Origin of the sequence: Arthrobacter sp. ok909 (genome assembly GCF_900104405.1) — a bacterium.
GTDB lineage: Bacteria > Actinomycetota > Actinomycetes > Actinomycetales > Micrococcaceae > Arthrobacter > Arthrobacter humicola.
Window position 1 is genome coordinate 19,970 of the sequence record NZ_FNJS01000026.1, and the last position, 24,452, is coordinate 44,421.

At 67.2% G+C, this 24,452-nt stretch carries 26 protein-coding genes and 1 pseudogene; 9 read left to right on the forward strand and 18 right to left on the reverse strand.

The window, feature by feature from the left end; all coding sequences use genetic code 11:
• Positions 1-136: 136 nt before the first annotated feature.
• A complete protein-coding gene (locus tag BLR03_RS17720; protein ID WP_091255217.1) occupies positions 137-1,120 on the reverse strand; it encodes an ABC transporter substrate-binding protein in 984 nt (327 codons plus the stop codon).
• Positions 1,121-1,403: 283 nt separating this feature from the next.
• Here BLR03_RS17720 and BLR03_RS17725 point away from each other — a divergent pair, with 283 nt between their 5' ends.
• Positions 1,404-1,979, forward strand: a complete 576-nt coding sequence (locus BLR03_RS17725; protein WP_254788574.1) for an SRPBCC family protein — start codon at positions 1,404-1,406, stop codon at positions 1,977-1,979.
• Positions 1,980-2,582 carry a DUF6919 domain-containing protein gene (locus BLR03_RS17730; protein WP_091255219.1) on the forward strand — a complete coding sequence of 201 codons (603 nt, stop codon included), beginning with the start codon at positions 1,980-1,982 and terminating at the stop codon, positions 2,580-2,582. It begins immediately after the preceding gene.
• Between the two features lie 82 nt (positions 2,583-2,664).
• On the opposite strand, the gene BLR03_RS17735 is transcribed toward BLR03_RS17730, so the two are convergent.
• Entirely contained in the window at positions 2,665-2,994 is a 330-nt protein-coding gene (locus tag BLR03_RS17735) for an antibiotic biosynthesis monooxygenase (protein ID WP_091255220.1), read from the reverse strand.
• A gap of 230 nt (positions 2,995-3,224) precedes the next feature.
• Between BLR03_RS17735 and BLR03_RS17740 the strand changes: the two genes are divergently transcribed.
• Both BLR03_RS17740 and BLR03_RS24105 read left to right on the forward strand, forming a co-directional pair.
• A complete protein-coding gene (locus BLR03_RS17740) occupies positions 3,225-3,545 on the forward strand; it encodes a GYD domain-containing protein (protein ID WP_091255222.1) in 321 nt (106 codons plus the stop codon).
• Between the two features lie 72 nt (positions 3,546-3,617).
• On the forward strand, positions 3,618-4,193 hold the full coding sequence (locus BLR03_RS24105) for a hypothetical protein (protein WP_139184589.1): 576 nt from the start codon (positions 3,618-3,620) through the stop codon (positions 4,191-4,193).
• Between the two features lie 164 nt (positions 4,194-4,357).
• Here the strand turns inward: BLR03_RS24105 and BLR03_RS17750 are convergent, their stop codons facing one another.
• Both BLR03_RS17750 and BLR03_RS17755 read right to left on the reverse strand, forming a co-directional pair.
• Positions 4,358-4,768, reverse strand: coding sequence for a (R)-mandelonitrile lyase (locus tag BLR03_RS17750; protein WP_091255227.1), 411 nt, complete (start codon positions 4,766-4,768; stop codon positions 4,358-4,360).
• 11 nt (positions 4,769-4,779) lie between these two features.
• Positions 4,780-5,823: an NAD(P)-dependent alcohol dehydrogenase gene (locus BLR03_RS17755; protein ID WP_091255229.1), complete on the reverse strand. Its 1,044-nt coding sequence runs from the start codon at positions 5,821-5,823 to the stop codon at positions 4,780-4,782.
• A gap of 162 nt (positions 5,824-5,985) precedes the next feature.
• Between BLR03_RS17755 and BLR03_RS17760 the strand changes: the two are divergent.
• Positions 5,986-6,875 (forward strand): annotated as a pseudogene (locus BLR03_RS17760) (helix-turn-helix transcriptional regulator).
• A gap of 64 nt (positions 6,876-6,939) precedes the next feature.
• Here the strand turns inward: BLR03_RS17760 and BLR03_RS17765 are convergent.
• A complete protein-coding gene (locus BLR03_RS17765; RefSeq protein WP_175460605.1) occupies positions 6,940-7,362 on the reverse strand; it encodes a DUF7793 family protein in 423 nt (140 codons plus the stop codon).
• A gap of 492 nt (positions 7,363-7,854) precedes the next feature.
• Here BLR03_RS17765 and BLR03_RS17770 point away from each other — a divergent pair, with 492 nt between their 5' ends.
• Complete coding sequence (locus BLR03_RS17770) at positions 7,855-8,697, forward strand: alpha/beta hydrolase (RefSeq protein ID WP_091255233.1); 843 nt, start codon at positions 7,855-7,857, stop codon at positions 8,695-8,697.
• Positions 8,698-9,001: 304 nt separating this feature from the next.
• On the opposite strand, the gene BLR03_RS17775 is transcribed toward BLR03_RS17770, so the two are convergent.
• From BLR03_RS17775 to BLR03_RS17815, 9 genes are all read right to left on the reverse strand, one after another.
• Positions 9,002-10,519, reverse strand: coding sequence for an aldehyde dehydrogenase family protein (locus BLR03_RS17775; protein WP_091255236.1), 1,518 nt, complete (start codon positions 10,517-10,519; stop codon positions 9,002-9,004).
• Entirely contained in the window at positions 10,516-11,286 is a 771-nt protein-coding gene (locus tag BLR03_RS17780; protein ID WP_091255238.1) for an HD domain-containing protein, read from the reverse strand. Before BLR03_RS17780 ends, BLR03_RS17775 begins: the two co-directional genes overlap by 4 nt.
• A 31-nt stretch (positions 11,287-11,317) precedes the next feature.
• Complete coding sequence (locus BLR03_RS17785) at positions 11,318-12,655, reverse strand: NAD(P)/FAD-dependent oxidoreductase (protein WP_091255240.1); 1,338 nt, start codon at positions 12,653-12,655, stop codon at positions 11,318-11,320.
• A gap of 2 nt (positions 12,656-12,657) precedes the next feature.
• Positions 12,658-12,978: a 2Fe-2S iron-sulfur cluster-binding protein gene (locus BLR03_RS17790; protein WP_091255241.1), complete on the reverse strand. Its 321-nt coding sequence runs from the start codon at positions 12,976-12,978 to the stop codon at positions 12,658-12,660.
• A gap of 59 nt (positions 12,979-13,037) precedes the next feature.
• Entirely contained in the window at positions 13,038-13,811 is a 774-nt protein-coding gene (locus BLR03_RS17795; RefSeq protein ID WP_091255243.1) for an SDR family NAD(P)-dependent oxidoreductase, read from the reverse strand.
• Between the two features lie 22 nt (positions 13,812-13,833).
• Positions 13,834-15,705: a PEP-utilizing enzyme gene (locus tag BLR03_RS17800; protein WP_091255245.1), complete on the reverse strand. Its 1,872-nt coding sequence runs from the start codon at positions 15,703-15,705 to the stop codon at positions 13,834-13,836.
• A 67-nt stretch (positions 15,706-15,772) separates the two neighbouring features.
• On the reverse strand, positions 15,773-16,933 hold the full coding sequence (locus BLR03_RS17805) for a PEP/pyruvate-binding domain-containing protein (protein ID WP_091255251.1): 1,161 nt from the start codon (positions 16,931-16,933) through the stop codon (positions 15,773-15,775).
• Between the two features lie 5 nt (positions 16,934-16,938).
• Positions 16,939-18,216: a cytochrome P450 gene (locus BLR03_RS17810; protein WP_091255252.1), complete on the reverse strand. Its 1,278-nt coding sequence runs from the start codon at positions 18,214-18,216 to the stop codon at positions 16,939-16,941.
• Positions 18,217-18,370: 154 nt separating this feature from the next.
• Positions 18,371-19,165, reverse strand: a complete 795-nt coding sequence (locus BLR03_RS17815; RefSeq protein WP_091255254.1) for an IclR family transcriptional regulator — start codon at positions 19,163-19,165, stop codon at positions 18,371-18,373.
• Positions 19,166-19,409: 244 nt separating this feature from the next.
• On the opposite strand from BLR03_RS17815, the gene arsD reads away from it, so the two are divergent.
• Positions 19,410-19,805: an arsenite efflux transporter metallochaperone ArsD gene (gene arsD, locus BLR03_RS17820; RefSeq protein WP_091255256.1), complete on the forward strand. Its 396-nt coding sequence runs from the start codon at positions 19,410-19,412 to the stop codon at positions 19,803-19,805.
• A gap of 8 nt (positions 19,806-19,813) precedes the next feature.
• Positions 19,814-21,574 carry an arsenical pump-driving ATPase gene (gene arsA / locus BLR03_RS17825; RefSeq protein ID WP_091255258.1) on the forward strand — a complete coding sequence of 587 codons (1,761 nt, stop codon included), beginning with the start codon at positions 19,814-19,816 and terminating at the stop codon, positions 21,572-21,574.
• A 53-nt stretch (positions 21,575-21,627) separates the two neighbouring features.
• Here the strand turns inward: arsA and BLR03_RS17830 are convergent, their stop codons facing one another.
• The 4 genes from BLR03_RS17830 to BLR03_RS17845 form a co-directional block, all read right to left on the reverse strand.
• On the reverse strand, positions 21,628-21,861 hold the full coding sequence (locus BLR03_RS17830) for a hypothetical protein (protein WP_091255260.1): 234 nt from the start codon (positions 21,859-21,861) through the stop codon (positions 21,628-21,630).
• 77 nt (positions 21,862-21,938) lie between these two features.
• Positions 21,939-22,424, reverse strand: coding sequence for a GNAT family N-acetyltransferase (locus BLR03_RS17835; RefSeq protein WP_091255262.1), 486 nt, complete (start codon positions 22,422-22,424; stop codon positions 21,939-21,941).
• A 35-nt stretch (positions 22,425-22,459) separates the two neighbouring features.
• A complete protein-coding gene (locus tag BLR03_RS17840) occupies positions 22,460-22,810 on the reverse strand; it encodes an ArsR/SmtB family transcription factor (protein WP_091255264.1) in 351 nt (116 codons plus the stop codon).
• 81 nt (positions 22,811-22,891) lie between these two features.
• Positions 22,892-23,632, reverse strand: a complete 741-nt coding sequence (locus BLR03_RS17845; RefSeq protein WP_091255265.1) for an aquaporin — start codon at positions 23,630-23,632, stop codon at positions 22,892-22,894.
• 45 nt (positions 23,633-23,677) lie between these two features.
• Here BLR03_RS17845 and BLR03_RS17850 point away from each other — a divergent pair, with 45 nt between their 5' ends.
• Entirely contained in the window at positions 23,678-24,352 is a 675-nt protein-coding gene (locus BLR03_RS17850; protein WP_091255267.1) for an arsenate reductase/protein-tyrosine-phosphatase family protein, read from the forward strand.
• Positions 24,353-24,452 lie beyond the last annotated feature (100 nt).

Here is a 24,452-nt window from a genome sequence, read left to right on the forward strand (position 1 = left end):
CAACCATCAGGCAGTGACAAGTAATCCCCGCCGGAGACGTTCCCGGCGGGGATTACTTGTCACCACCGATTGCTCCGTAGCCGCCGTTTTCAGCCCCCAGAAGGGCGGTTACGGAGCAATCGATGCTTGGAGCGGCCTACTTCTTCGGCAGGCCCGCCGGGTTCAGCTCCGACGTCGTGACGGCCTCGGCGGAGAGCCCCCAGCGGTCCAGGATCTTGGCGTAGCTGCCGTCCTGGATCAGGTGGTTCAGTCCGGCCTGGGCCGCGGCGGCGAAGCCGTTGTCCTTCTTGGTGGTAACGGCGATGCTCGCCTTCAGCGGCCAGCCGCCGTCCACGAGCCCCACGAGCTTGGTCTTGGCGTCCGTGGCTGCCTTGTAGGCTGCCGTGGCGTTGGGACCGAAGGTAAGGTCCGCGCGGCCGGACTGGAGTGCCAGCTGGGAGGCGGAGTCGTCGTCGTAATACTGGAAGTCCACGGGCTTGAGGCCGTTCTTCTTGTTCTCCTCGTCCCAGCGCAGCAGGATCGCTTCCTGGTTGGTGCCGGAGCCGACGATGACGCGTTTACCCGCGACATCCGGTGCCGACTCGACCTTGGTGATGCCACTGTCCGCCTTGGCGTAGAAGCCCAGTTTGTCCTCGCGGTAGCTGGCGAAGTCGAACTTGAGCTTGCGCTCCTCCGTGACCGTGACGTTGGAGAGCACGGCCTCGTACTTGCCGGATTCGACGCCGAGCGGCCAGTCGGCCCACGCGGTCGGAACGATGTCCGCCTCCAGGCCCAGGGACTCGGCCAGTGCGACGGCGATGTCCACCTCGTTGCCCACCGGCGTCTTGTTGTCGGTCGCGTAGACGGCCAGCGGCGCCGCGAACGGGCTCACGGCCACGGTCAGCTTCCCGTCCTTCTTGATGGCGTCCGGGACAAGCTTGGCTGCCGCGGCGTCCACTGTGACCTTGATGCGGTCCTGCTGCGGCGAGAGATTGAACTGCTTGACACCGGAGGAGGACGACGGCGCCGTCGTGGTGCCGCTGGCAGCTGCGGCACCGGGATCGGAGCAGGCCGCGAGACCCAGGAGGGTGCTGGCCGCCAGAGCGACGATGACACCCGATTTGAATGCAAGACTGGACATGTTCTCCCCTTGAGAGTAGTTGTCGGTGGTGCTGGTGCCAGCAACTATCCGGGGCCCACGAAAGCCGGTCAAAGCGCCGTGAAACCGGCTGAAACCCGGGGATACAGTCGGTAACAGCCGTTCATCCGGAGTCCGCTGGCGGGGCCTGGAACGGCCCAGTGTTACCGCACATTGCACTTCGTGACGCGGCGGGACGGAATTGTTCACGGCGGGGCACAACTGGCCTAGCCTGCATAGAAGACCGGCAGAAAAACAGCACGACACAGGAGGGGTGAACTTGTCAGTGAGCACGCCGCGCATTGCGCACCGGGCCGCGCACCGGACCACGCACCGGCTCAGCATCAACGCCCCGGCGGACCTGGTCTTCAGCATGCTGCGGGACGCCTCGCACTGGCCGTACCTGGACGGCCTGACGGTCTATTCGGAGCGCGTCAGGGGCGACGACACCACGCACGAGCTCCGCACATCGGTGGTGTCCAACGGCTCGCTCAGTTCAAGCCACTGCTGGCGCGTCTTTAATGCCGCCCGCCACCGCGCGGAGTTCCAGCAACTGAATCTGGAAGCACCGCTCCAGCGGCTCAGCGGCGACTGGGAGATCCGGCAGGCGGACGGGCTCACGGTGGTCACGCTCAACCACGCGTTCGAGGTCGACGACGAGCACCTCGCCGAGCGGATCAACGGGATTATCGAGGACTACGGCCGGCGCGAACTCGAGGCTCTCCGGGTCAGCTGCGAACGGCTGTCCCTCCTGCTGCAGCACCACGCCCCGCAGGGACAAGCCGCGATTCAGCCCGAAACTTATCCCGCAGAGCAGCCCGCGCCCCAATTCACAGCCCAATCCGCGACAGGGGAGGCCTGAATGTCAGAGGACAGGTTTACGACCGAACGGGACAGCTTCGGCCGGCTCCTCGCTGATCGTGAAGTGTGGCGGCAGGCCACCACAATCGCGGCCGCCGGCGAACTGACCGCCCGCTGGCTCGAGGGCAACAGCCAGTACCAGCCGGGGGTCTTCTCGCCCGGGTTCGACGACGAGACCACGGCCATCGCCGGCGAGCTCGCCCGCCTCAACCGGAACGGGCTCTTCACCAAGGAATCACAGCCGGGCGTGGAGGTCGAAGGCCTCGCCCAGCGGGCCTACGTGACGGCGTTCTGCAACCCCGAGACGGCATCGGCTTTGCTGGCGTTGTCCACCCGGACCGAACTGGTGACGGTCGTCCACGCCCCCGGGGAGGCCAGCACCGCCTCCATCCCCGTGACCGTGCAAGACGACGCCGTCGTGACCGTGCTCGGTAGCAGCGAAGAACCGGTGGGCGAAGACCAGCTCAGGGACTGGGCGGCCGAGACCAACGAGACCCTGGCCCTCGTCCTGGCGGATGCCTGGTACGTGGAGATTTTCGACCCCTTCTGGGGCAGGAACGATGTCCTGCTGGCCGCCGTGTTTGAGGCGCTGCAGTCAGATTAGTCCGCCGGAACGGGCGTCGCTGCGCGGCCACCCGGCGCCCGCCAGCCGGCCTTCGTACGTGCCGGCCTCCGTACGGGAGAAGTTACATGTCGGTGGCATCCCAGCCGATGCTGGCCGCCTCGTCCAGGGTGCGCGCCTCGAAATGTTCCAGCATGTCCTTCATTGCCTCGATGCTCTGCTTGAACAGGGCAGAATCCCGCCACTGCTCAATCTGTTCCAAGGAATCCCAGGGGCCGGTGCTGATGAACCGGTTCTTGACGTCACGGTCGTGCAGCAGCACGGCTTTGGTGTTGGGAAAATCTTCCTTGGTTTTCCGGGCCAGATCCCGCCAGGCCTGCACAAAATCATTCTCGCGGCCGGGATGCACCAGCCAAATTCCGATCGTGTAAACAGACACGTCGACCACCTCCATGCTCCTACAGGGTTGATACGGCGATTATGTTCCTGTCCCCTGCACGGCGGTAGGGCCGGATTGCCCGAGGCGCCGCTGCCGTCCGTCAACGAACCGTTGTGTGGGTGGGGGCGGAAGGCCTAGCATGTGGGCAGAGCCCCGCTCTGGGGCCAGCCTCGGACCATCCATCGTCGGGTAGCGGGCGCACCTGCGGAGGCCAAGATCCTGGGCATCACAGGATAGGGAAAACCATGAGCAAATATCTGTTCGAAGCAAACTACGTTGGCGACGGCATCAAGGGCCTCATGCGTGAAGGCGGCACGAAGCGGCGTGATGCGGTGGTCGAAGCCCTCAAGTCGGTGGGCGGCACCCTCGAATGCTTCTACTACGCCTTCGGGGACACCGACGTCCTCGGGGTCTTCGACATCCCCGATCAAGCCAGCGCCGCTGCCCTGTCGCTCATGATCAATTCCACCGGTGCCGTGAGCCTGACCCTCAAGCCGCTCATGACGCTGGAGGATCTCGACGCAGCAGCCAGCAAGACGCCGTCGTACCGGCCGCCGGGGCAGTAGATCAGCACCGCGGCCCCCGCCCCCGGGACTCGCCCGCGGCGTTGCCGGCCCCAGCTCCAGTAGGCTCGGGGCATGTCACTGAGCGGGTCACCGGGCAAGCTGCGCGGCGGGGGAAGACATTGGATGCGGGGCGTGGCGCTGCTGTTGGCTGTGGCCGGCGCGGCAACGGCTCTGGCGGGGTGTGAGTACTCGGACGACGTGGGAGATCCGACTGCGACGCCCATCAGGACGCGCCGTGCGGCGCCACCGCCGCCGTCCCCGGTGGGTCCGGAACTTGCCATGGCGGTGACCCGCAACCTGCACGACCTCGGGGCCGTCCTCGGCGCCCGGCCGGACGGGATCGTCCTGGAAGGCGTCGGCGGGCTCGGCGGCGCCGGGGTGCGCAAGTCGGTCAAGGCTTTGCCGAAGGGGACGTACACGGTGACGGCCGCCTGCGTCGGCGCGCCCGCCGGCGACATTTCCATTACCCAGGACGGCCTCCGGGACGGCGGGAAGCTCGAGCTGGCTCTCGACTGCGGAAAGGCGACGCAGGCACAGGTGGACCTTGCCGCGGGGCCGGTCTACGCCCAGGCCTATCGGCGCACGACCGGGCCCGGGGCCGGCGAAGTGGCAGGTTTCTGGATGGTCCCGGCCACCCCGGGATCTTAGCCGGATCCCGGCCGGGACCATCCGCGTCACGTCCTCCGCGTCAAGACTATTTACTCAAGACCACCGGCTCAATACCACCGATGATTGGGCGTACAGTTGCGGGGCCCCTCCCCGGGTGCGTGGCCGGACCCCGCAACGGCAGCGCAGGTGTTTGGAGCTGGGTGTTACGTGGCGCTGTTGTAGTCCTCGTCGGTGACGAGGTCGCCCCATTCGGACTCCGGCTGGTCGCTGTCGGGACCGACGCCTTCCCACATGGCAAGGTGCGTCATGAAATGATCCGGAGCGGCGCCGTGCCAGTGCCATTCGCCCGGCGGGGTGTAGATGGTGTCGCCGGGCCGTATCACGGTCACTTCGCCGCCGCGGGCCTGGACCAGGCCGACGCCTTCGGTGACGTGCAAGGTCTGCCCGACGGCGTGCGAGTGCCAGGCCGTGCGGGCGCACGGGGCAAAGTGCACCGCGTTGACGCGCATGCGGGACGGCTCGGGCTGCGGGGCCGCGACGACGTCAAACCAGACGTCGCCGGTGAACATGTGCCCCGGACCCTTGACGCTCGGCTTCTTGGCTTGGATTTCCACTGGCGCTTCCTCTAGTTCAGGGTGGCGGTATCGATCACGAAGCGGTAGCGGACGTCCGAGGCGAGGACACGCTCGTAGGCGTCGTTGATCTTGCCGGCCGGGATCACCTCGATCTCGGCACCCAGGCCGTGCTCGGCGCAGAAGTTGAGCATCTCCTGGGTTTCACGGATGCCGCCGATCATCGAGCCGGCGAAGGAACGGCGGCCGCCGATGAGGGCGAATGCGTTCACCGGGAGCGGCTCGGCGGGGGCGCCGACGTTGACCAGGGCGCCGTCGAGGGCCAGCAGCTGCAGGTAGGAGCTGATGTCGATCGAGGCGCTGACCGTGTTGATGATCAGGTCGAAGCTGCCGGCGAGCTCGGTGAAGGTGTTCTCGTCGCTCGTGGCGTAGTAGTGGTCGGCGCCCAGGCGCAACCCGTCTTCCTGCTTCTTCAGCGACTGGGACAGGACCGTAACCTCGGCGCCCATGGCGTGGGCGATCTTGACGGCCATGTGGCCAAGCCCGCCCAGGCCGACGACCGCGACCTTCTTACCGGGGCCGGCGCCCCAGTGGTGCAGCGGCGAGTAGGTGGTGATGCCGGCGCACAGAAGCGGCGCGGCGACGTCGAGCTCGATGCCCTCGGGGATGGTGACCACGAAGTCCTCGGTCACCACCACGTGGGTGGAATAGCCGCCCTGGGTGACGGTGCCGTCACGGTCGACGGCGCCGTAGGTGCCGGTGTTGCCGGACAGGCAGTACTGCTCCTCGCCGGCCTGGCAGTTGACGCACTCGCCGCAGGAATTGACCATGCAGCCGACGCCGACCCGGTCTCCGACAGCGTGCTTGGTGACGGCGGAGCCGATCTCGGTGACAATTCCGGCAATTTCGTGGCCCGGGACCAGCGGGTAGGACTGGGGTCCCCAGTCGCCGCGGACGGTGTGGATGTCCGAATGGCAGATCCCGGCGAACTTGATCTCGATCAAGACATCATGCGGGCCCACATCGCGGCGCTCGATTGTGGTGGGGACGAGCGGCTCGGTCGCGGACGGGGATGCGTAAGCGTTGACGGTGAGCAATGAATCTCCTGCTTGTTGGTCTTTGGGGGTTGTTCCGTCGCTGGGGGTTGTTCAACGGAACACCATCCATCAAACCGTGCATCGCGACGCTAAGGGAGTCCCTGCTGATAGGGGTACTGGCAGGGTCTCCCTTAGGAGGCCGTAGCACCTAACCTTGATGGCATGGATAATCGAGACGCGGTACGCGAGTTCCTTGCCTCGCGCCGGGCGAAGATCACGCCCGAGCAGTCGGGGCTGCCGGTCTACGGCGCCAAACGCCGGGTGCCCGGGCTGCGCCGCGGGGAAGTCGCCATGCTGGCCGGCGTCAGCGTCGAGTATTACACCCGTTTGGAGCGGGGAAATCTGTCCGGAGTGTCGGAGGGCGTGTTGGAAGCCGTGGCCAGGGCTCTGCAGCTCGACGACGCCGAACGGGCCCACCTCTTCGATCTGGCCCGGGCAGCGGCCCCGGGCAGCCGGAGCCGCCGTCGCCCCCGGCCTGCGGAGTCGGTGCGGCGGAGTGTTCAGCTGTCGCTGAACGCCATCACCAGCGCGCCGGCCTTTGTGCGGAACGGGCGCATGGACATCCTCGCGGCCAATCCGCTGGGCTACCCCTGTATTCGGACATGTATGCGGCTAGCGCCCGCCCAGCCAACCATGCCCGGTTCATCTTCCTGGAGTCCCGCTCGCGCACCTTCTATCCGGACTGGGAGCGTGCGGCGAATGACACCGTGGCTATCCTGCGAACCGAGGCCGGCCGGGACCCCTATGACCGCGGGCTGACTGACCTCGTCGGGGAACTCTCGACCAGAAGCGAGGAATTCCGTACCCTGTGGGCCGCGCACAATGTGCGCCAGCACTACACCGGGCTCAAGCACCTCCACCACCCGGTGGTCGGGGACCTTCACCTGATGTATGAGGCGATGGATGTCTCGGCCGACGCCGGGCTGTCCCTGCTGATCTACACGGCCGAGCCGGGCTCGGCGTCGGAGGACGCGTTGCGGCTCCTGGGCAACTGGGCCTCGACCAACCGGCGGGTCAAGGAAGCCGAGGCCGCCGCTGTGGACAAGGTGTAGGTGCGGACAAGGCTTAGCGGCCCGGACGCTGCTGACGAACGCTGACCACGCCCCGCCGCGGCTGTCACGTCAGGGCCGAAATGCCGTCCGTGTATCCGTCGGGCGGGCTGACGGTGGCGGTGAAGTTGTTCAGCCAGGCCATGGCGTCGTCCCGGGACGTGAAGAACTCGTGGGGATACCGGGTGTGCCGGCTCATTGCCGCCGCGACTACCCGGTCCACGGTGCTGGATCCGAGCACCGCAATCGCCACAACACCCGTAGTCTGTGCGAACTCGTACCTGGCCGCCGCGCTGATCTCCACGTCGGTCATCTCAGAGAGCATCGGCATCGGGATTCCCCCGCTGATCTGCTCGACGGCCCGCATGGCGTCCCTGGCGTCGTGGACGTCAACAATGGAGCCGGGCAACCAGACCGATGTGATGATGCCCGCGCTGACGCTCAGCACGTTCTTCCCATCAGCAGCGGCGGCTATATGTCCTGGCATCATCGTGACCATTCTAGGCCCGGCCCTCGTGCGCCAAGGCTATGCAGCCCGGTGCGCGTGGCGGACCGCAACGGTGCATGGCCGGGGCCGCCCTGGCGCCCACCTAAAGGGGACATGCCCTCCGGCGCTGCCCAGGCTTCCTGCTTTGCCAAGCAATGCGCAGGTTCCTCGCCGCGCGCCCGGAACGGACATGTCCCGCGGCCAAGTCGGGACATGCCCCGCGCCAGGCCTGAGCAATGGACACAGTGGGTTTATGTCCATCCCCGGGCATCAGGGGAGGGCATGTCCCGTGGGCAGGCCGGCGGGCGCGGCGGACATGATCCTTTCTGCAGACCAGCGATGAGCACGCCCGGTGGTCACATGGCCTCCGGGCAGTGCCAGTGTCGGAAACGGGGCATTGTCATCGCCGGGGCCCGCAGGCATACTCGTGCCTGCGGGAGGACGCCCGCATCCCCCGACAACTGCCCGCGATGCACACGCGAACGGATGAACGCCATGGCTGAAATCACCAATCCCGAGCAGCAGCAGGTGGACCGGGCGAACGCGTCCGGCCTCAAACCCGTCGTCTTCGTCCACGGCCTGTGGCTCCTGTCCAGCAGTTGGGACCGGTGGCGGGAACTGTACGAGGAGAACGGCTACATCACGCTCGCCCCCACGTGGCCGGATGACCCCGAAAGCGTCGAGGAGGCCCGACGCGACCCTGATGTTTTCGCCAAGAAGATGGTCAAGGAAGTCACGGACCACTACCTCGAGGCGATTGGCCGGCTCACTGTCAAGCCTGCCGTGGTGGGGCATTCCTTCGGCGGACTCATCGCCCAGAGGATCGCCGGGACTGGAGCCTCCGCTGTCACAGTGGCCATCGACCCCGCACCGTTCCGCGGAGTCCTGCCGCTGCCAGCCTCCGCTCTCAAGTCGGCAGCGCCTGTCATCGCGAACCCCGCTAACGCCAGGCGTGCGGTGTCCTTGACCTTTGAAGAATTCCGTTTCGGCTGGGCCAACGCCCTGGACGAGGTCGAAGCCCGCCAGATGTTCGACACCTTTCACGTCCCCGCTTCGGGCGTGCCTCTTTTCCAGGCCGCAGCGGCAAACCTCAACCCGTTCACCGAGGCCAAAGTGGACACAAAGAATCCGGCTCGGGGCCCGCTGCTGATCATCTCCGGGGAAAAGGACCACTCAGTGCCGTGGACCATGGCCAATGCGTCCTACAAGCGGCAAAAGAGAAATCCGGCGCACACGGCAATCACGGAGATACCCGACCGCGGCCACTCTCTCACCATCGACCACGGCTGGCGGGAAGTCGCCCAAACAGCACTGGATTTCATCAACGAGTTCGGCTGAGTACTGCCGCCAACACCGGCACCACGGCCCGGCCCGAGTGGGACATGCCCCTTGCCGTCGACCAGCAATGGACATGTCCCGCGGACACGTTGCCAAATGCCTGCGCTGCGCCTGAGCAGTGCACATGTCCCGCGGACCCGATGGCACATGTCCCGATCTGCGTCTCAATAATGGACATGTCCCGCGCTGCGCCTGAGCAATGGACATAGTGGGCTTATGTCCATCGCTGGGCGTCAGGGGAGGGCATGTCCCGTGGATCGAGGCTCCTCTGGCCCCGGCAGACGCCCCCCCGTGGGCCCGGGCGTCAGACCTTCCGGTGGATCGACTTGTAGCTCAGGTAGGCGTTCAAGCCCTCGATGCCGTACTCGGTGCCGAGACCGGAGTCGTGCCGTCCGCCGAAGGGTGCGGCATGGTTGGAGGCGAAGAAGTTGATGCCCACCGATCCTGTGTCCATCCGGTCCGCGACGGCCAGCGCAGCCTCCGGATCCGTCCCGAACACCAGCCCGCCCAGGCCGAACTCGGTGTTGTTCGCCAGCTCAACCGCCTCATCGACACTGCCGTCGGCGTCGTCGTACTTCAGGATGCAGATCACCGGGCCGAAGATCTCCTCGCGGGAGATCCGCATGTCCGGCGTGACGTCGGCGAACACGGTGGGCTCCACGAAATACCCGCCTTCGAGGCCGCCGCCGAGGGTCGCCGCCCGGCCTCCGGTGGTGGCCCGGGCGCCCTCGGCCAGCCCCGACTCCACGTACTCCAGCACGGTCCGGTACTGCGATTCCGTGGCGCACGGCCCGAACACGGTCTCGGGATCCAGCGGATCCCCCTGCTTGCCGGCGGCGATCGTGGTGGTGACCATGTCCACCACATCCTCGTACCGGCTGGCCGGGGCCAGGATGCGGGTGGAGATATAGCAGGTCTGCCCGGTGTTGCGCATGGAGGAGCGGATCAGGACCTTGGACATGGCGTCCAGATCCGCGTCCGGCATCACAACCGCGCTCGACTTCCCCCCGAGTTCCAGGGTGACGGGACGCAGAAGCTCCCCGCAGGCGGCGGCGATCTTCCGGCCCACTGGCGTGGAGCCCGTGAAGGCCACCTTGTCCACGCCAGGGTGTTTGACCAGCGCGTCGCCCAGCCGGCCGGAGCCGGTGACGAGGTTGACCACGCCGGCAGGAACTCCGGCGGCGGCCACGGCGTCGATGATCACCCGGAGGGACAACGGGGTGGGCGACGCCGGTTTGATCACCACGGTGCAGCCGGCCAGCAGCGCGGGGGCCAGCTTGATGACCACGAGGTTGATGGGGAAGTTCCAGGGCGCGATCAGCGCGCACACGCCGATGGGATCGCGCCGGACCACGGATTCGCCGCCGCCGCGCGGGAAGGTGCGCACGTCATCACGCTCGAGATAGCCGGCGAGGGTCGCGAAGTACCGGAAGATGCCCGCGGCGTTCGCTGCCGCGCCGGAGGATTCGGAGACGGGCGAGCCGTTCTCCCGGGTGTTGGTGAGCGAAAGCTCGTCGGCGCGTTTCTCCACTTCCTCGGCGATGCGCACCAGATAGGCGGCCCGCTCGGAGGGTGCGAGCCGCGGCCACTCGCCCTGGAAGGCGCATTGGGCGGAGCCGACGGCGGCGTCCACGTCCTCCGGAGTGCCGTCCGGGACGGAGCCCCAGACTTCGCCGGTGGCCGGGTCGGTGACCGGGTTGCGGCCGGTGCCCCGGGCCGGCGTCCAGGCCCCGTCGATGAAGATGCTGTCCACGTGGGTGTGCGGCAGGGTCAGTGCAGCGCGTGCGGCCAGTGCGGGAGCGTCGTGGGTAGCCGCAGTCATCGGATCACCGCCGTCTTGAGCAGGGCGGTGGAGCGGGCCAGGTCCGCGGCGGCCATGTCGTGCGCCGCCTGGGTAATGAGTTCGGGCACGATTTCCGTGGCCAGCCTGTCCGTATAGGTGGCCGGGTCCATCCCGAACCAGGAGGAGGCCAGGGCGATCCCGGCGTGGTCGAAGCGCCACAGCCTGTCGGCGTCGCGCATCAGCGCGTCCTCCAGCGAGTGGGCCGCGGGGCGGGTGTCGTGGCCGTCGATGATGTCGCAGACCCGCTCCACGAACTCAGCGGAGTAGCCCAGGCCCGGGAGCACGCGGCGGGCGACGTCGCAGCCTTGTTTTTCGTGTTCATAGCGGATCGCGGCCTTGCGCCAGTCGCCGGCGAAGCCTTCGGAGATGATCCGCGATTCGTCCACGTGGGCCCAGCCGGTGTCGTGCAGCAGCGTGGCCACGCGGACGAGCTCGGCGTCGGCGTCGGGGTAGGCCCGGCAGAGCCGCTCGGCGAAGGCGAGGGAGATCGGCAGGTGGATGTCGTTGCCGCGGGTGCGGGTCTCGTGCACCACGGCACGCCACAGCGGGTCGAGTTCCTCCAGCGCGGCCGGCGTCGTGGCGATCGGGGCGGTGTCCACCGGTCCCGGCGCCGGGACGGGCCGGACCGGGTAGGCGGCGGCAAAGTCCGCGGCCGCGGGATTGACATCGGCCCGGTGGGCGGCGGCGGCGGCAGGAGTCCCGGCTGCGCCGCCGGCGTCGGCAACCGGAGTCTTGGGGGTGGTCATAATGCTCCTTCGGGGGCGGCCAGCCGCACGGCTAGCTGTCCGTCGTGATCGTCTTGAGGGGTGTGGCCGGATCGGCGGCAGCCTCGGCGGGGATGTTCTGGCCCTTGGCCAGGGCGTTCTTGACGGCCATGAAGTCCAGCGGCGCATTGACGCAGTCCGCGGCGATGATCCGGCCCTGGCGGTAGTAGAGGACGCTGAATTTCCCGCGCGCCTCGTCCCGCCGCAACACGGTCTGGTCGTAGCCGTTGCAGAGGCCGGCGATCTGGAGTTTGAGGTCGGCCTGATTGGACCAGAACCACGGGATGCCGGCGTATTCCTCGCGCCGGCCGGTGAGCGAGTAGGCCGCCACCTTGGCGTGCTCGATCGCATTGTTGACGCTTTCCAGCCGGATCCGCTCCCCCGGCGCCGAGCCGGGCACCGGGTTGGGCATGTTGGCGCAGTCGCCGATCGCCACCGTGGTGCCGTCCGAGGCAAGCGCGAAGCGGTCCACGACGATCCCGTTGTCCACGGCCAGTCCGAGCTGTTCGGCCAGCTGAGTGTTGGGGATGACGCCGATCCCGATCAGCACGATCTGTGCGGGCAACACGGTACCGTCCTGGAGTTCGACGCCGGCCACCGCCCCGTGACCGTCCGCTGGCGCGTCGTTCGCCGTGAAGCGTTTGGCGCTCGTGGCGAGCCGGATGTCCAGGCCGCGGGCGCGGTGTGCCTGCAGGAAGTACTCGGCGGTTTCCTCACCGACGGCGCGGCCCACCAGTCGCGGGCCGAATTCGAGCACGGTGACGTTCTTGCCCATCTTCTGCAGGCTGGATGCGGCTTCGAGGCCGATGAAACCGCCACCGATCACCACGACGTCCTGAGCGTCCCCTACCCGGGCCTTGAGGGCCAGGGCGTCGTCAGCGTTGCGCAGGTACAGCACGCCGTCGAGGTCCCCGCCCTCGATTTCCAGCTTCCGGGCCCGGGCGCCCACGGTGAGGGCCAGTCGTTTGAAGGGGAACTGCCTGCCGGAGGAGGAATGCGCGACGCCGGAGCCGTCCGCTTCCCTGTCGATCTTGACGATGTATTCGCCCTTGACCAGGTCCACGTTGTGTTCGGCCCAGTATTCGTTGGACCGGAAGATCAGCGATTCGCTCTCCACCGTGCCCTGCAGGAACTCCTTGGACAGGGCCGGGCGCTGGTAGGGGCGGTGGTCCTCGTCGCCGAGCAGGGTGATGTGCTCGTCGAAGCCGAGGGCCCGCAGCGATACCGCGAGCTGGACGCCGGACTGGCTCGCCCCGATGATGAGCAGCCCGGTGCGGGCCGGGGTGCCCGACGGCGTTGCGTCCTCGGCTGCCGCCGCGGGGGCGGCCTGTTCAACCGCGTTGGTGCCCACGGCTATACCTGGGTTTCCGGGGTGGTGACGAACAGTTCGAGCTCGTCGGTGAGGCGGAGCTGGCAGGACAGCCGCGAGTTGTCCTCGCGGTCCACGGCGGTGCCGTAGAGCATCTCATCCTCCATGTCCTCCATCGCCGGGAGCTGTGAGAGGCAGTCCTCGCGGACGAAGACGTGGCAGGTGGCGCAGGACAGAGAGCCGCCGCATTCGGCGACGATGCCGGGGACGCCGTTGCGCACCGCTGTCTCCATGACGGAGTCGCCGGCGTTGCCCTGGACGTCGCGGACGGCGCCCTCGGCGTCGGTGAAATGAACCGTTGGCATTGGTCCTCCTTGGGGATGAACTTGGGGTTGAAGTCGGGAAGTTGGCAAAAAGGGCAGAGTCAGATGAACTGGCGGCCGCCGTCGACCACCATGGTCTGGCCCGTGTAGTAGGAGCTGTCCGGCCCGGCCAGGAAGAGCGCCGCGCCCACGATGTCCTCCGGCTGGCTGGCCCGCTTGATGGCGCCCCGGTCCACCCCGTAGTTCTCGGCGTTCTCCATCAGCCCGTAGCTGGCCTCGGTGAGGGTGAAGCCGGGGGCGATCGCGTTGACCGTGATCCCCCGCCGGCCCAGTTCCTTGGCCATCACCCGGGTCAGGGCCACCACGCCGCCCTTGGAGGCGACGTAGTGCAGCCACTGTTCCGAGCCGCTGAAGATCGTGGCGCTGGAGAGGTTGATGACGCGGCCGCCCTCGGGCAGGTACGGGCTGGCCGCCCGGGTCACGAGCCAGGGCCCCTTGAGGTTCACGTTCATGACGAGGTCCCACTCGGCCGGATCGATGTCCTCGAACGGGCTGCGGGTCACCCCCGCATACACGGCGGCGTTGTTCAGCACGACGTCGATGCTTCCGTTGCCGAAGTCCGCGCAGCTTTTCGCGAGGGCCTCCGTGGAGTCAAGGCTGGTGACGTCGGCGTGGAAGGCGGCTGCCTCGGCCCCGGTGTCCAGGACCAGCTTGGCCGTTTCCTCTGCGCCGTCCAGGTTCACGTCCGCCACCGCCACGCGGTAGCCGCGGCGGCCGAAGCCGAGCGCGAACGCCCGGCCCAGTCCGCCGGCGGCGCCGGTGATCAAGACGGTGCGGGCAGGCCGGCCCGCACCGTCATATTCGGCAGCAGGCATGTTTGAGTCATTCATCCGCTGGTCAGACATGGCTGTGGCTGTGGGCACCGGGCCCGGCGACCTGGAGCTCCGGCTCCTCGGCGTCGAGGATCTGGACTGTGCCCTTGGTCCCGTCCACCCGCAGCCGCTGACCGGTCTTGATGGTGGTGGACGCCGATCCGGTCCCGGTCACGGCCGGGAGGCCGTATTCGCGGCAGACGATGGCGGCGTGGCTCATCATGCCGCCGATGTCCGTGACGGTGGCCTTGATCTTGCCGAAGATCGGGCCCCAGGACGGCGCGGTGACGGTGGCGACGAGGATTTCGCCCTGCTGCACCTCGGAGAGCTGGTCCGCGTCGGTGACAACGCGGGCCAGGCCTTCCACGACACCGGGCGAGGCCGCCATGCCGCGCAGGCCGCCGCCTTCGACCGCTTCCCCGGCGCCCAGCCACTGCTGGACCTGCTCGGTGGTGATGCCCCAGAGCATCCGGGTGAAAGGTTCGGTGATGGATTCCGGCGGGGTGTTCAGCGCGGGGGCCGGCCGGGCGGTCTTGAGCGCGTCCACGATTCCGCGGCGTCGCTCGATCTCCTCCGGCCAGTAGTCGGGGCCGATCGGCTTGGCGCCGACGCCCCAGCCGGTGACGAGGTCGAACAGGGCGTCACGGACCTCGTTGCGGCCCAGATAGAGGAGGTCGTCCGGTTCGGTCCAGAATCCCTCGGCCTGCATCATGCGGCTGAGTTCACGGATCTTGCGCCAGAAGACGCCCATGGTCCAGTGCTCGATGTAGAAGTTGTGGTTCTCCACGTACGGGTAGGCGGTGGCGGCGAGCCCGCGCTTGGCGTCGAAGAGGGCCCGGTTTTCGCCTTCCAGGAGGTCCCGGTATTCCTCGATGATGCGGTCGCGTTCGGTGATCAGGGCCTCGACCGGGCGCATGATTTCCTGGCCGTCGTCCACCCGGCGGATGTAGTCCGCGATGTAGCCGAGCGGGATTTCCTGGTGTTCGTTCCAGTACTTGTCGTGGCCGTAGAAGCCGTTGCCCACGGTGAAGTTGAACCACGGGTCCTTCGCGCCCTCGTACTGGGCCATCCAGCGGTCCCCGCCGGGGGCGGCGGCGACGGCTCCCAGGGTGGCGTCGACGTCGTCGGTGTGGCTGAAGTGTCCCTGCAGATGCAGTTCGACGGCGAGCTTGGCGAGCTGCTTGAGCTCGTCATCCGGGCGGAAGAGCTCCATGTCCACGCCCTGCACCATGGTGGCGATGGACTGGTCCGGGATGTTGGGGAACACCTGCTTGCAGAAGTTGAAGAAGTCCAGGTAGGCGATGTAGCCGAGGTTGAGGAACTCGAAGTGGTACTGCCAGTTCTGGTAGGCCAGCTGGATCAGCCGGTCGTAGCTTTCCAGCAGCTTCTCGGAGCCGTCCTTGCCCTTGCCGGAGAGGATGTCCTCCATGGGGACCATGTCCGGGAGCCTGGGGAAGGAGATGGTTTCCATCTCGTCGATGGTTCCCTTGACCTTGACGTGCCACTGCTTGAGGAGCTGTTCCCAGTTCTGGAAGTAGTGGCCCACGCGCTGTTCGAACAGGGGCACGCGGGCGGCGATCTGGTCCGCCGGGACCGGGATGGGCGACATGTAGAGGTAGCCCAGGTGGATGCGGAACTCGATGCCGTTGGCGTTGGGGATCATCAGGTGCCGGGCGTTGTACTGGCCCAGGCACTTGACCGCGAACTCGCCGCCGATCGTCTCGAAGGGCTTGAACACGGTAGGCCAGTGCTGGCTGTCGCAGAACCAGAACTTGGCGTCCTCCTGTTCCTTGAGCTTGTCCTGGAAGACCAGATAGTACGGGTAGAGCTTTTCCCAGCCCTCGGCGCCGGCGGGAACCGGAAGCTCGGAGGGCTTGGGGAAGGACTTCAGGGACATGGCGGTCCTTTCAATACGGGCTCGGCGTTGAGCCTGGGTGACGGAGCGGACTATCGGGTCAAAACGTCTAGAAGGAGGGCTTGAGCAGCGAGGCGGTGATGCTGCCGAGGCTGAATCCTGAAGCGGACGACGGCGCGTTGCCGGCCGGCGGCGCCGTGGCGGCGGAGGGTGCAGCGGGTGCGGGGCTGAGTCCGCTGAAGTAGCCGCCGGCAACGGCCGAGGACGGGACAACTGGCTTGGAAGAGTGCACGGTTTCCGGCCGGGACTGCAGCAGGAGCAGGTTTTCGCCGTCGGGCAGGTCAGCGTCGAGGGCCCATTCGATGTCCTGCGGGCACTTGTAGTGCTTCTCCGCGCGCTTGGCCATCTGCGCGACGGCGGTGAGCTCGGCATCGGTGAGGCTGCGGCGGCCGCGGCGTTCGGCGTCGACCTCACGCTCCACCAGACGGCCGGCCGCGGCGTCCGGGACGAGTTCGGCGTGCTTGTCGCCGAGGTGTTCGGAGACGACGGTCAGGGTGACCTTGTCCAGCATGATGTTATCCGGTGTGACCTGGCCCGAAACCACCATCTCCCCGACCCCGTAGGAGGAGTCGATGGTGATCTTGGAGCGGTCGCCGTTGGTGGGGTCCATGGTGATCGCGACGCCGGAGACGCGCGCGTTGACCATCTTCTGCACCACCACCGCCATCGAGAGCCCCTCGTTGGGAATGTTGTTCTTGAGCCGGTAAATGATGGCGCGGGAGGTGAAGAGGGAGGCCCAGCACTGGCGGATGTGCTCGGTGACCGCCTTGACGCCGTCGAGCCAGAGGTAGGTGTCCTGTTGGCCGGCGAAAGAGGCGTCCGGGAGGTCCTCCGCGGTGGCGCTGGAGCGGACGGCCACCGGGACCGGCGCCTCGAAGCGGGACATCAGGGACTCGTACGCGGTGACGGTGAGTTCGCGCAGGGCCTGCGGCACCGGGCGGGAGCGGATGTCCTCGCGGATGGCGGCGGCGACCTCGTCCACCTGGGCCATGTCTTCTGGGTCCAGGCCGGCGAGGAGCTCGTGGATGTCCCGGGTGATGCCGGCTTCCTGCATGAAGGCGTCGAACTGGGCGGTGGTGACCACGAAGCCGGGTGGGACCGGCATGCCCGCGGAGGTCATGGTGACCAGCGAGGCGCCCTTGCCGCCGAGGTTTTCGAGCTTCGGTTCGATGCCGCCGTCGAAGAACTGGATGTATTCATTGCTGTGCATATTTCTCAGGCCTTCCAGCTGACGGGGACGGTCTCGGGGACGCGGAAGGAGAGGTTTTCGCGGAAGGCGATGGCTTCCGGGTTCTCCAGCTGCAGCTCCGGGGCGAGCCGGGCCACTTCCTCGAGCGCGATTTTGGCCTGGAGCTTGGCGAGCATGTTGCCCAGGCAATAATGGATGCCGAACCCGAAGGAGAGATGCTCGCGGGCGTTGGGCCGGGTGATGTCAAAGTCCTCGCCGGCGTCAAATTTCGTGTCGTCCCGGTTGGCCGAGCCCATCAGGAGCAGCAGCTGGGCTCCTTCCTTGATCGCGATGCCGCCGACTTCGGTGTCCTTGAGAGCCTTGCGGCGCCAGCCGACGATCGAGCCCGCGTAGCGCAGGACCTCGTCGATGGCGGCGGGGATCTTCTTGGGGTCCTCCACAAGCTGCTGCCACTGCTCGGGGCGGGCCAGCAGTTCGCGGAGGGCGTTGGAGATCAGGGTGGTGGTGGTCTCGTGGCCGGCGAAGAGCAGGCTGTAGAGGACCGAGGCGATCTCGTGGTCGGAGATTTCGGCGCCTTCCTGTTGCGCCTTGACCAGGTCGGCGGTGAGGTTATCGCCGCCTTCCTCGTGGGCCACCCGGACCAGGCGCAGGCATTCCTGCCAGTACTCCACGAGGTTGTGGGCATGCGGGATCTGTTCCTCGTCGCTGAGGTCGCCCCAGGTCATGGCGGCACGGGAATCGCTCCAGCGCTTGAAGGTGTCCACTTGGGAGACGTCGGCGCCGATCAGGGTCAGGATGGTGATGGTGGGGACGTCATAGGCGAGGTCCTTGACCATGTCGCCGCGGTGTTCCGGCCGCGCGAGCATCGCTTCGAGCAGCTCGACAACGTTCTGCCGGATGAAGGGCTCCAGGGCCTTGTAGCGGCGGGGCGTAAAGGCCTTCTGGACCACGGCGCGGATGCGGGTGTGCTCCGGCGGGCGGCGGGCGGAGAGGCCAGAGTAGGCGGTGAAGCCGCCGTCGTCCATGATCTTCTTGGCCGCGGCGCCGCGTTCACGGACGGGCGCCTGGGCGTTTTCGCTCGAGAACGTTTCCCAGTCCTCAAAGACGGCCTTGATGTCGTCGTAGCGGGAGACGACATACAGGCCGATCCGCTCGTCGAACATGACGGGCTGCTCGGCCCGGAGTTCGGCGTAGGCGGGGAAGGGATTCTTCATCTGGAACGGCTCGTAGCCGTGGTGCCCGGCGGGGGCTTCGGCGCCGTGCCCGAAGGGACAGCGGCCGGCCGTTTCAGTCGACGATGACATCTGGGCTCCTTGGTTTTCGGTCCCGCCGGCAGCGCCACTGCATGCCGCGGGTTCTTATTCACCAGTGTGGCCCCCATCACTCCGGAATGGCAGGGCTCACTTCCACTGAGCGGAAACCAGTTGATGTCGAGCCTGTTGCTGCCAGGGATCTGGCCTAGTCCGTTCCCGCAACATTGCTGCCCAGCAGCGTTTCCAGCGGGATCCGGGCGGTGGCGCGTTCGATCTGCGCCGCGATGCCCCTCAGGACCGGCAGGTGGCGGGTCATCGTAGCGGCCTGGTTGGTGGGCAGCACCAGCCCGATCGCGGCGCCGATCCTGCCGGTATGGAAGACCGGGACGGCGATCGAGCAGGATCCCAGCCGGACCTCCTCAAGGGTGGTGGCGTAGCCCTGCTCGCGGATCTGGGCGAGTTCGGCCGCCAGCTTCTGCGGGTCAACGTGGGTGTGCGCGGTGTGCCGCTCGAGCTGCCGGTTCAGGTAGGCGTCGCGGACCCAGTCCTCCTCGAAGGCCAGGATGACTTTGCCGACGGCGGTCGCGTGCATGGGCAGGCGGCCGCCGACGCGGGAGGCCCGGGGCACCCGCTTGGAGCCGTAGACGCGGTCGATGTAGAGCACCTCGTGGCCGGCCCGGACCGCCAGGTGCGCGGTTTCGCCGGTGAGCGAGAAGAGGTCCTGGACGTACGGCCGGGCCGCGTCGCGGAGCTGGCGGCCGGTGTTCTGGGCGAGCTCCCAGAGGCGGATGCCGAGCTGGTAGCGGCCGTTGGGCTCCCGAGAGAGGAGGCCCCAGTCCGTGAGCTCGTTGACCAGCCGGTGCGCCGTACTCAGCGGGAGCCCTGATTTTTCGGCGATGCCCGTCAGACTGAGGGCTCCCCGGGATTTTTCGAAGGCCTCCAGGATGGCGAGGACCTTCGAGGTCACCGTCCTGCCGGGTTCGCGGCTGCCGCCGGCCATCGTGACCTCCTCGTCGGGGATGAGCGTGGATCCGAGTCTAGAACGGAGTGACGGAGCCTGCATGACGGGGAGTCCGTTAAGCGCTCCGCGCCGCCCGGCTAGCATGCATCGATGAATATCAATATACTGGTGAATGTGACGCACTCGTTCGTAAGCCACATGCCCCCTGGGACGACCGCCCGCATGAGGCCGGCACAGGGTTTCGGCACTGGATCGAACCATCGCAACAGCCAAGGAGAACCGCATGCCTGCCATCCGAATCTATGAATCCGCTCTCTGCTGCGACACCGGCGTCTGCGGCCCCGACGTCGACCAGTCGCTGGTCGACGTGACGGCAAACGTGCGCCACCTTCAAGGGCTGGGCGCCGACATCGCGCGGCACAATCTGGCCAGCGACCCGACGGCCTTCGCTACGGATGAGACGGTCCGCGGCTACATGCACACCGTCGGCTCGAAGGGCCTGCCGCTCACTGTCGTTGACGGCGTCACCGTCGCCACGGGCGCCTACCCGAGCAGGGCGCAGTTGCTGACGTTCGCCGGACTCGGCGAAGCGGCAGAACAGCCGACCCCGCGCCCGGAGCTGGGCCTGACCGAAAAGAAGTCCGGCGGCTGCTGCGGCGGCTCGACGAGCTGCTGCTAGGTTCCGGCGTGAAGTTCCTTGAGGACCCGCCCCGGTTTATGTTTTTCACGGGAAAGGGCGGCGTCGGCAAGACCTCGGTGGCCTGCGCGACCGCCCTGACCCTGGCAAGAGCGGGAAGGCACGTGCTTCTGGTCAGCACCGACCCTGCGTCGAACGTTGGACAGGTCTTTGGTGTGGCCATCGGAAATACCGTCACGCCCATCCAGGATGTGCCGGGCCTCTCCGCACTGGAAATCGACCCGGAGCAGGCCGCCGAAGCCTACCGTGAGCGGATCATTGCACCCGTGCGCGGCCTCCTGCCGGAGACCGAGCTGGCCAGCATTGCTGAAGGTCTGTCGGGCTCGTGCACCACGGAGATCGCCTCGTTCGACGAGTTCACCAACCTGCTCGCCGACGACCTGGCCTACGCGGAGTATGACCACATCGTCTTCGACACCGCCCCGACGGGCCACACGATCCGGCTGCTGCAACTGCCTGGTTCATGGACCGACTTTCTCGAGACGGGAAAGGGAGATCCCTCCTGCCTGGGCCCCCTCTCAGGGCTCGAGAAGCACAAGCAGGTGTATGCCAAGGCCGTGCAGGCTCTCACCGACCCGGCCCGGACGCGCCTTGTCCTGGTCAGCCGCGCGCAGGCATCATCCCTGACGGAGATCGAACGAACGTTTCTGGAACTGGGCGAAATCGGCATCGGCGGGGGTTACGTGGTCATCAACGGCGTCCTGCCGCCCGCCGCCGGCGAGGAGGATCTGGCGCAGGCCCTGCGCGCCCGGGAAGCTGCCGCCGTCGCCGCCATGCCCGAGCCGGTCGCCGCCCTTCCGCGCGACGTTCTGGATCTGAGGCCGGGCAACATGGTCGGCATTCCGGCCCTTGAGACCTTGTTCGCAGCCGCCGGGGCCGGCATGCCGCCCGGCGCGGCGGCGGATGCCGGGGTCGAAGATGCCCCGCTGGCTGCCCTGGTGAACGAAGTGGAGCTCGACGGCCACGGTCTCGTGATGTGCATGGGGAAGGGCGGGGTCGGGAAGACCACTGTCGCTGCCGCCATCGCCGTCGCCCTCGCAAAACGGGGACACACGGTCCACCTGACCACGACAGATCCGGCTGCCCATCTGACCGAAACGCTGCAGGGATCCACCCCGGGCCTGAAAGTCTCCCGCATTGATCCGGATGCGGCCATCCAGGAATATCGAAGCCACATGATGGAGACCAAGGGCCGGAGCCTGGACGACGAAGGCCGCGCGGCGCTGGCCGAGGACCTCATGTCCCCGTGCACGGACGAGGTGGCCGTGTTCCGGCAGTTCTCCAGGGTGGTCCAGGAATCCCGCCGCCACTTCGTGGTGATCGACACGGCGCCGACCGGCCACACACTTCTGCTCCTGGACGCCACAGGGTCGTACCACCGTGAGATTTCCCGCCAGGTCGGCGACACGATGGGGTTCGTGACACCGCTCATGCGGCTTCAGGATCCGGCACAGACGAAGGTTGTCCTCGTCACGCTGGCTGAGACGACACCTGTGCTCGAAGCCGAAGTCCTGCAGGATGATCTGGAAAGGGCGGGAATTCATCCCTGGGCCTGGGTCATCAACAACTCGATCGCGGCCGCACACCCGCAGTCGCCGTTCCTGCGGGCCCGCGCCGCGAGCGAGATCGAACAGATCTCAAAGGTGTACACGTTGACAGACAGGGTCGCTCTCATTCCCATGCTGCCCGAAGAGCCTGTGGGTGAATACAGATTGTCGGCGCTGACTGCTCTCAGCACCCAACCTGCCTGACCCGCCTCAACGGCCCCGCCGCACAGTGTGCGGCGGGGCCGTTGCCTTCCCGGCTAGCCGCCCAGGCGCTCGGCCAGCAGGGATTCGATGTCCTGGGCGGTGGCGTCCAGCCTGGCAATCGTGTCGCGCTGGATCGCCCGCAGGTACTCAGCGTCCGACTCGCCGTCCTGCACCCAATCATCATCGCCTGGCGCGTCCATCGCCTGGCGTGTGTTGGCGGTTGCCGCCTTGATGTTCTCCAGCATGGCACGCAGCCGGTCCTCGGTGGTGGGAGTCCTGGCATTCATGGTGTCCTCCTGGGTCGCGGCCGCAATGTCAGCTCTTGGGGACTACCTTTGCCCCCGTCGTGCCCCTAGCGCAAGAACTAAAGGGCCTGTGTGCGCCGTTCGATCAGGACCGTGTCCCGCCATTGGCCGGCGGCAGGGCCGCGGGCCATCCGGGCAATCTTTTCCCGTCGCCCCACTATCCTGAAACCATGCGCGAGGTGCAGCTTCAAGCTCGGTTCGTTCTCGGGAAAGATGCTCGCCTGGATGGTCCAGATGCCGCGCTCTTCCGTCGAGGCGATCAGGGACCGGAGGAGGACGGACCCTATCCGTCGGCCGCGGGCGGCCTCGGAAACGTAAATGGAGTGTTCCACGACGCCGGAGTACACGGGACGGGCGGAAACGGCGGAGACCGCCGCCCAGCCGAGGACGCTGCCCTCGACCGCCTGCGCCACGAGGCGGTGGTCGGTGAGCCTCGAATCATCGAAACTGGGCCAGTCCGGCGCCGCGGCCTCGAACGTTGCCTGCCCGGTCGCGATTCCCTCGCCGTAGATCCGTCGGACCTCGGGCCAGTCTGATTCCTGCATCGGACGGACCGTGAGGTCGGGCTCCGAATGGCGACTCACAGGGAGGCCAGGAGGCCGGCCGTCTGCTCAATGGCGCCCGGAACGAGGGAGTAGTAGGCCCAGGTGCCGCGCTTCTCGCGGTGCAGCAGGCCGGCGTCGACCAGGATCTTGAGGTGATGGGACACGGTGGGCTGCCCCAGGTCCAGTGGCTCGGTGAGATCGCAGACGCAGGCTTCGCCAGCTCCGGCACCCTTGACGATGGAGAGCAGCCGCAGCCGGTTCGGATCGGCCAGCGCCTTGAAGACCAGGGCTTTCTGCTTCGCCTCCTCAGCACCTAAGGCAGGCACTCCTGCCGGGGCGCAGCAGGATTCGTCCGTGGCCGGCTCGAGTAGAGGCAGGGAGTTCATGTACCCATTATGCCCTGATATTGACAATCATCAATGTTAGGTGGAGGGGCAGACGGGTCGGCCCGCCAGGGGCGGCGACGGCTAGGATCTGGCCGTTTCGGAACTGCGCGGGAGAACGGCGTCGTCCGCGGTGCGTGCCGCGGAGGGGAACAGGATCAGGAGGAGGCCAAGGCCGACTGCCGTGCCGACCAGCTGCGCCACGACGAAGCCGGGAACGGAGGCCGGTGCGATGCCGGCGAAGGTGTCGCTGAAGATGCGGCCGACAGTCACCGCCGGGTTCGCGAACGACGTCGAGGACGTGAACCAGTACGCGGCCCCAATATAGGCGCCCACCGCCGGCGCGGCGAGCACGCCGCGCGAGGTGGCCGCGAGGGCGAAGATCAGCAGGATCAGACCCGCGGTAGCGATAACCTCGCCCAGCAGATGCCCTGGGGTTACGCGCTCCTTGGCAGAGATGGACGTGCCCACCTCGAACATGGCGTTCGCGACCGCGCTGCCAACGACCGCGCCCACGGTCTGGGCAACCACATAGGTACCAAGCTCGGGAAGGGTCAGCCCGGCGCCGCTGCGTCGACCCAGGATCCAGTCGGCGAGGGAGACCACAGGATTGAAATGCGCGCCGCTCACGGGTCCGAGCACCAGAATCAGCACCGTCAGGCCCAGCACCGTGGCCGTGCTGTTCTGGAGCAACTGCAGGCCAACGTCCCCGGGGGAGAGTTGCTGCGCGGCGATTCCGGAACCGACGACGATCATCACGAGCAAGCTGGTGCCGAGCAGTTCAGCGACGGCACGACGCCACAGCGGCGGTTGATGGGAAGTCATGGCAACAGCTTGACCCAAAGAATTAACTCAGTCAAAATTGAATCAATGACTATTGAGGCAATGAAGGATCTTCGGGCGAGGGCAGCCAAACATGCGGCCCTCGCCGATCCCGCGCGGCTGCGCATCGTTGACCTGCTGACCCTGGGTGACTTCTCCCCCACGGAACTGCAGGCAGAGCTGGGGATGCCGTCGAATCTGCTGTCCCACCACCTGCGCGCCCTGGAAGATGCCGGACTGGCAACCCGCCACCGCTCCGAGGCCGACAGGCGCCGCAGCTACATCCGGCTTGCCGCCGGCGCCCTGGAGGGCCTGGTGCCCGGCGCGGAACACGGGGCCCGACGCGTTCTGTTCGTCTGCACGAAAAACAGTGCACGGTCCCAGCTGGCCGCCGCACTTTGGCAGCAGGTCAGCGAAATCCCGTCAACGTCGGCAGGAACGCATCCCGCGGAGCGCGTCGCCCAAGGTGCCATCGAAGTCGCCCGGCGTCACGGCGTGGACCTCGCAGGCCTTCCTCCGCGCAACCTGGAGCAGGTGGCGGGGGACGGAGACTTCGTCGTGACCGTCTGCGACAGCGCCCATGAGGAGTTGGCCGGACTGGGCGGCGTGCACTGGTCAGTGCCGGATCCGCTGCGTCTGGGCACCGAGGAAGCCTTCGAAAACGCCTTCAATGACATCGCCCACCGGATCAATGACCTCGCGCCGCGCGTGCTCGCCACCTAGTCCCCCGACCATGACCGCCCGCCCCTTCCCGCTGCGGGCAAGGGGCATGTCCCGCCGGTTCATCCAACGCCGGCCGGGATGCCCGGCGGGGGCGGTGAAG

Coding starts and splice junctions, on each gene's coding strand:
- BLR03_RS17840 (WP_091255264.1), bottom strand. CDS start 22,810: ATGAACTCCCTGCCTCTACTCGAGCCGGCCACGGACGAATCCTGCTGC.
- BLR03_RS17800 (WP_091255245.1), bottom strand. CDS start 15,705: ATGTCCCTGAAGTCCTTCCCCAAGCCCTCCGAGCTTCCGGTTCCCGCC.
- BLR03_RS17805 (WP_091255251.1), bottom strand. CDS start 16,933: ATGCACAGCAATGAATACATCCAGTTCTTCGACGGCGGCATCGAACCG.
- BLR03_RS17815 (WP_091255254.1), bottom strand. CDS start 19,165: ATGGCCGGCGGCAGCCGCGAACCCGGCAGGACGGTGACCTCGAAGGTC.
- BLR03_RS24105 (WP_139184589.1), top strand. CDS start 3,618: ATGTCACTGAGCGGGTCACCGGGCAAGCTGCGCGGCGGGGGAAGACAT.
- BLR03_RS17850 (WP_091255267.1), top strand. CDS start 23,678: ATGACTATTGAGGCAATGAAGGATCTTCGGGCGAGGGCAGCCAAACAT.
- BLR03_RS17735 (WP_091255220.1), bottom strand. CDS start 2,994: ATGGAGGTGGTCGACGTGTCTGTTTACACGATCGGAATTTGGCTGGTG.
- BLR03_RS17830 (WP_091255260.1), bottom strand. CDS start 21,861: ATGAATGCCAGGACTCCCACCACCGAGGACCGGCTGCGTGCCATGCTG.
- BLR03_RS17795 (WP_091255243.1), bottom strand. CDS start 13,811: ATGCCTGCTGCCGAATATGACGGTGCGGGCCGGCCTGCCCGCACCGTC.
- BLR03_RS17740 (WP_091255222.1), top strand. CDS start 3,225: ATGAGCAAATATCTGTTCGAAGCAAACTACGTTGGCGACGGCATCAAG.
- BLR03_RS17770 (WP_091255233.1), top strand. CDS start 7,855: ATGGCTGAAATCACCAATCCCGAGCAGCAGCAGGTGGACCGGGCGAAC.
- BLR03_RS17810 (WP_091255252.1), bottom strand. CDS start 18,216: ATGTCATCGTCGACTGAAACGGCCGGCCGCTGTCCCTTCGGGCACGGC.
- BLR03_RS17790 (WP_091255241.1), bottom strand. CDS start 12,978: ATGCCAACGGTTCATTTCACCGACGCCGAGGGCGCCGTCCGCGACGTC.
- BLR03_RS17775 (WP_091255236.1), bottom strand. CDS start 10,519: ATGACTGCGGCTACCCACGACGCTCCCGCACTGGCCGCACGCGCTGCA.
- BLR03_RS17845 (WP_091255265.1), bottom strand. CDS start 23,632: ATGACTTCCCATCAACCGCCGCTGTGGCGTCGTGCCGTCGCTGAACTG.
- BLR03_RS17780 (WP_091255238.1), bottom strand. CDS start 11,286: ATGACCACCCCCAAGACTCCGGTTGCCGACGCCGGCGGCGCAGCCGGG.
- BLR03_RS17730 (WP_091255219.1), top strand. CDS start 1,980: ATGTCAGAGGACAGGTTTACGACCGAACGGGACAGCTTCGGCCGGCTC.
- BLR03_RS17765 (WP_175460605.1), bottom strand. CDS start 7,362: ATGATGCCAGGACATATAGCCGCCGCTGCTGATGGGAAGAACGTGCTG.
- BLR03_RS17720 (WP_091255217.1), bottom strand. CDS start 1,120: ATGTCCAGTCTTGCATTCAAATCGGGTGTCATCGTCGCTCTGGCGGCC.
- arsD (WP_091255256.1), top strand. CDS start 19,410: ATGCCTGCCATCCGAATCTATGAATCCGCTCTCTGCTGCGACACCGGC.
- BLR03_RS17835 (WP_091255262.1), bottom strand. CDS start 22,424: ATGCAGGAATCAGACTGGCCCGAGGTCCGACGGATCTACGGCGAGGGA.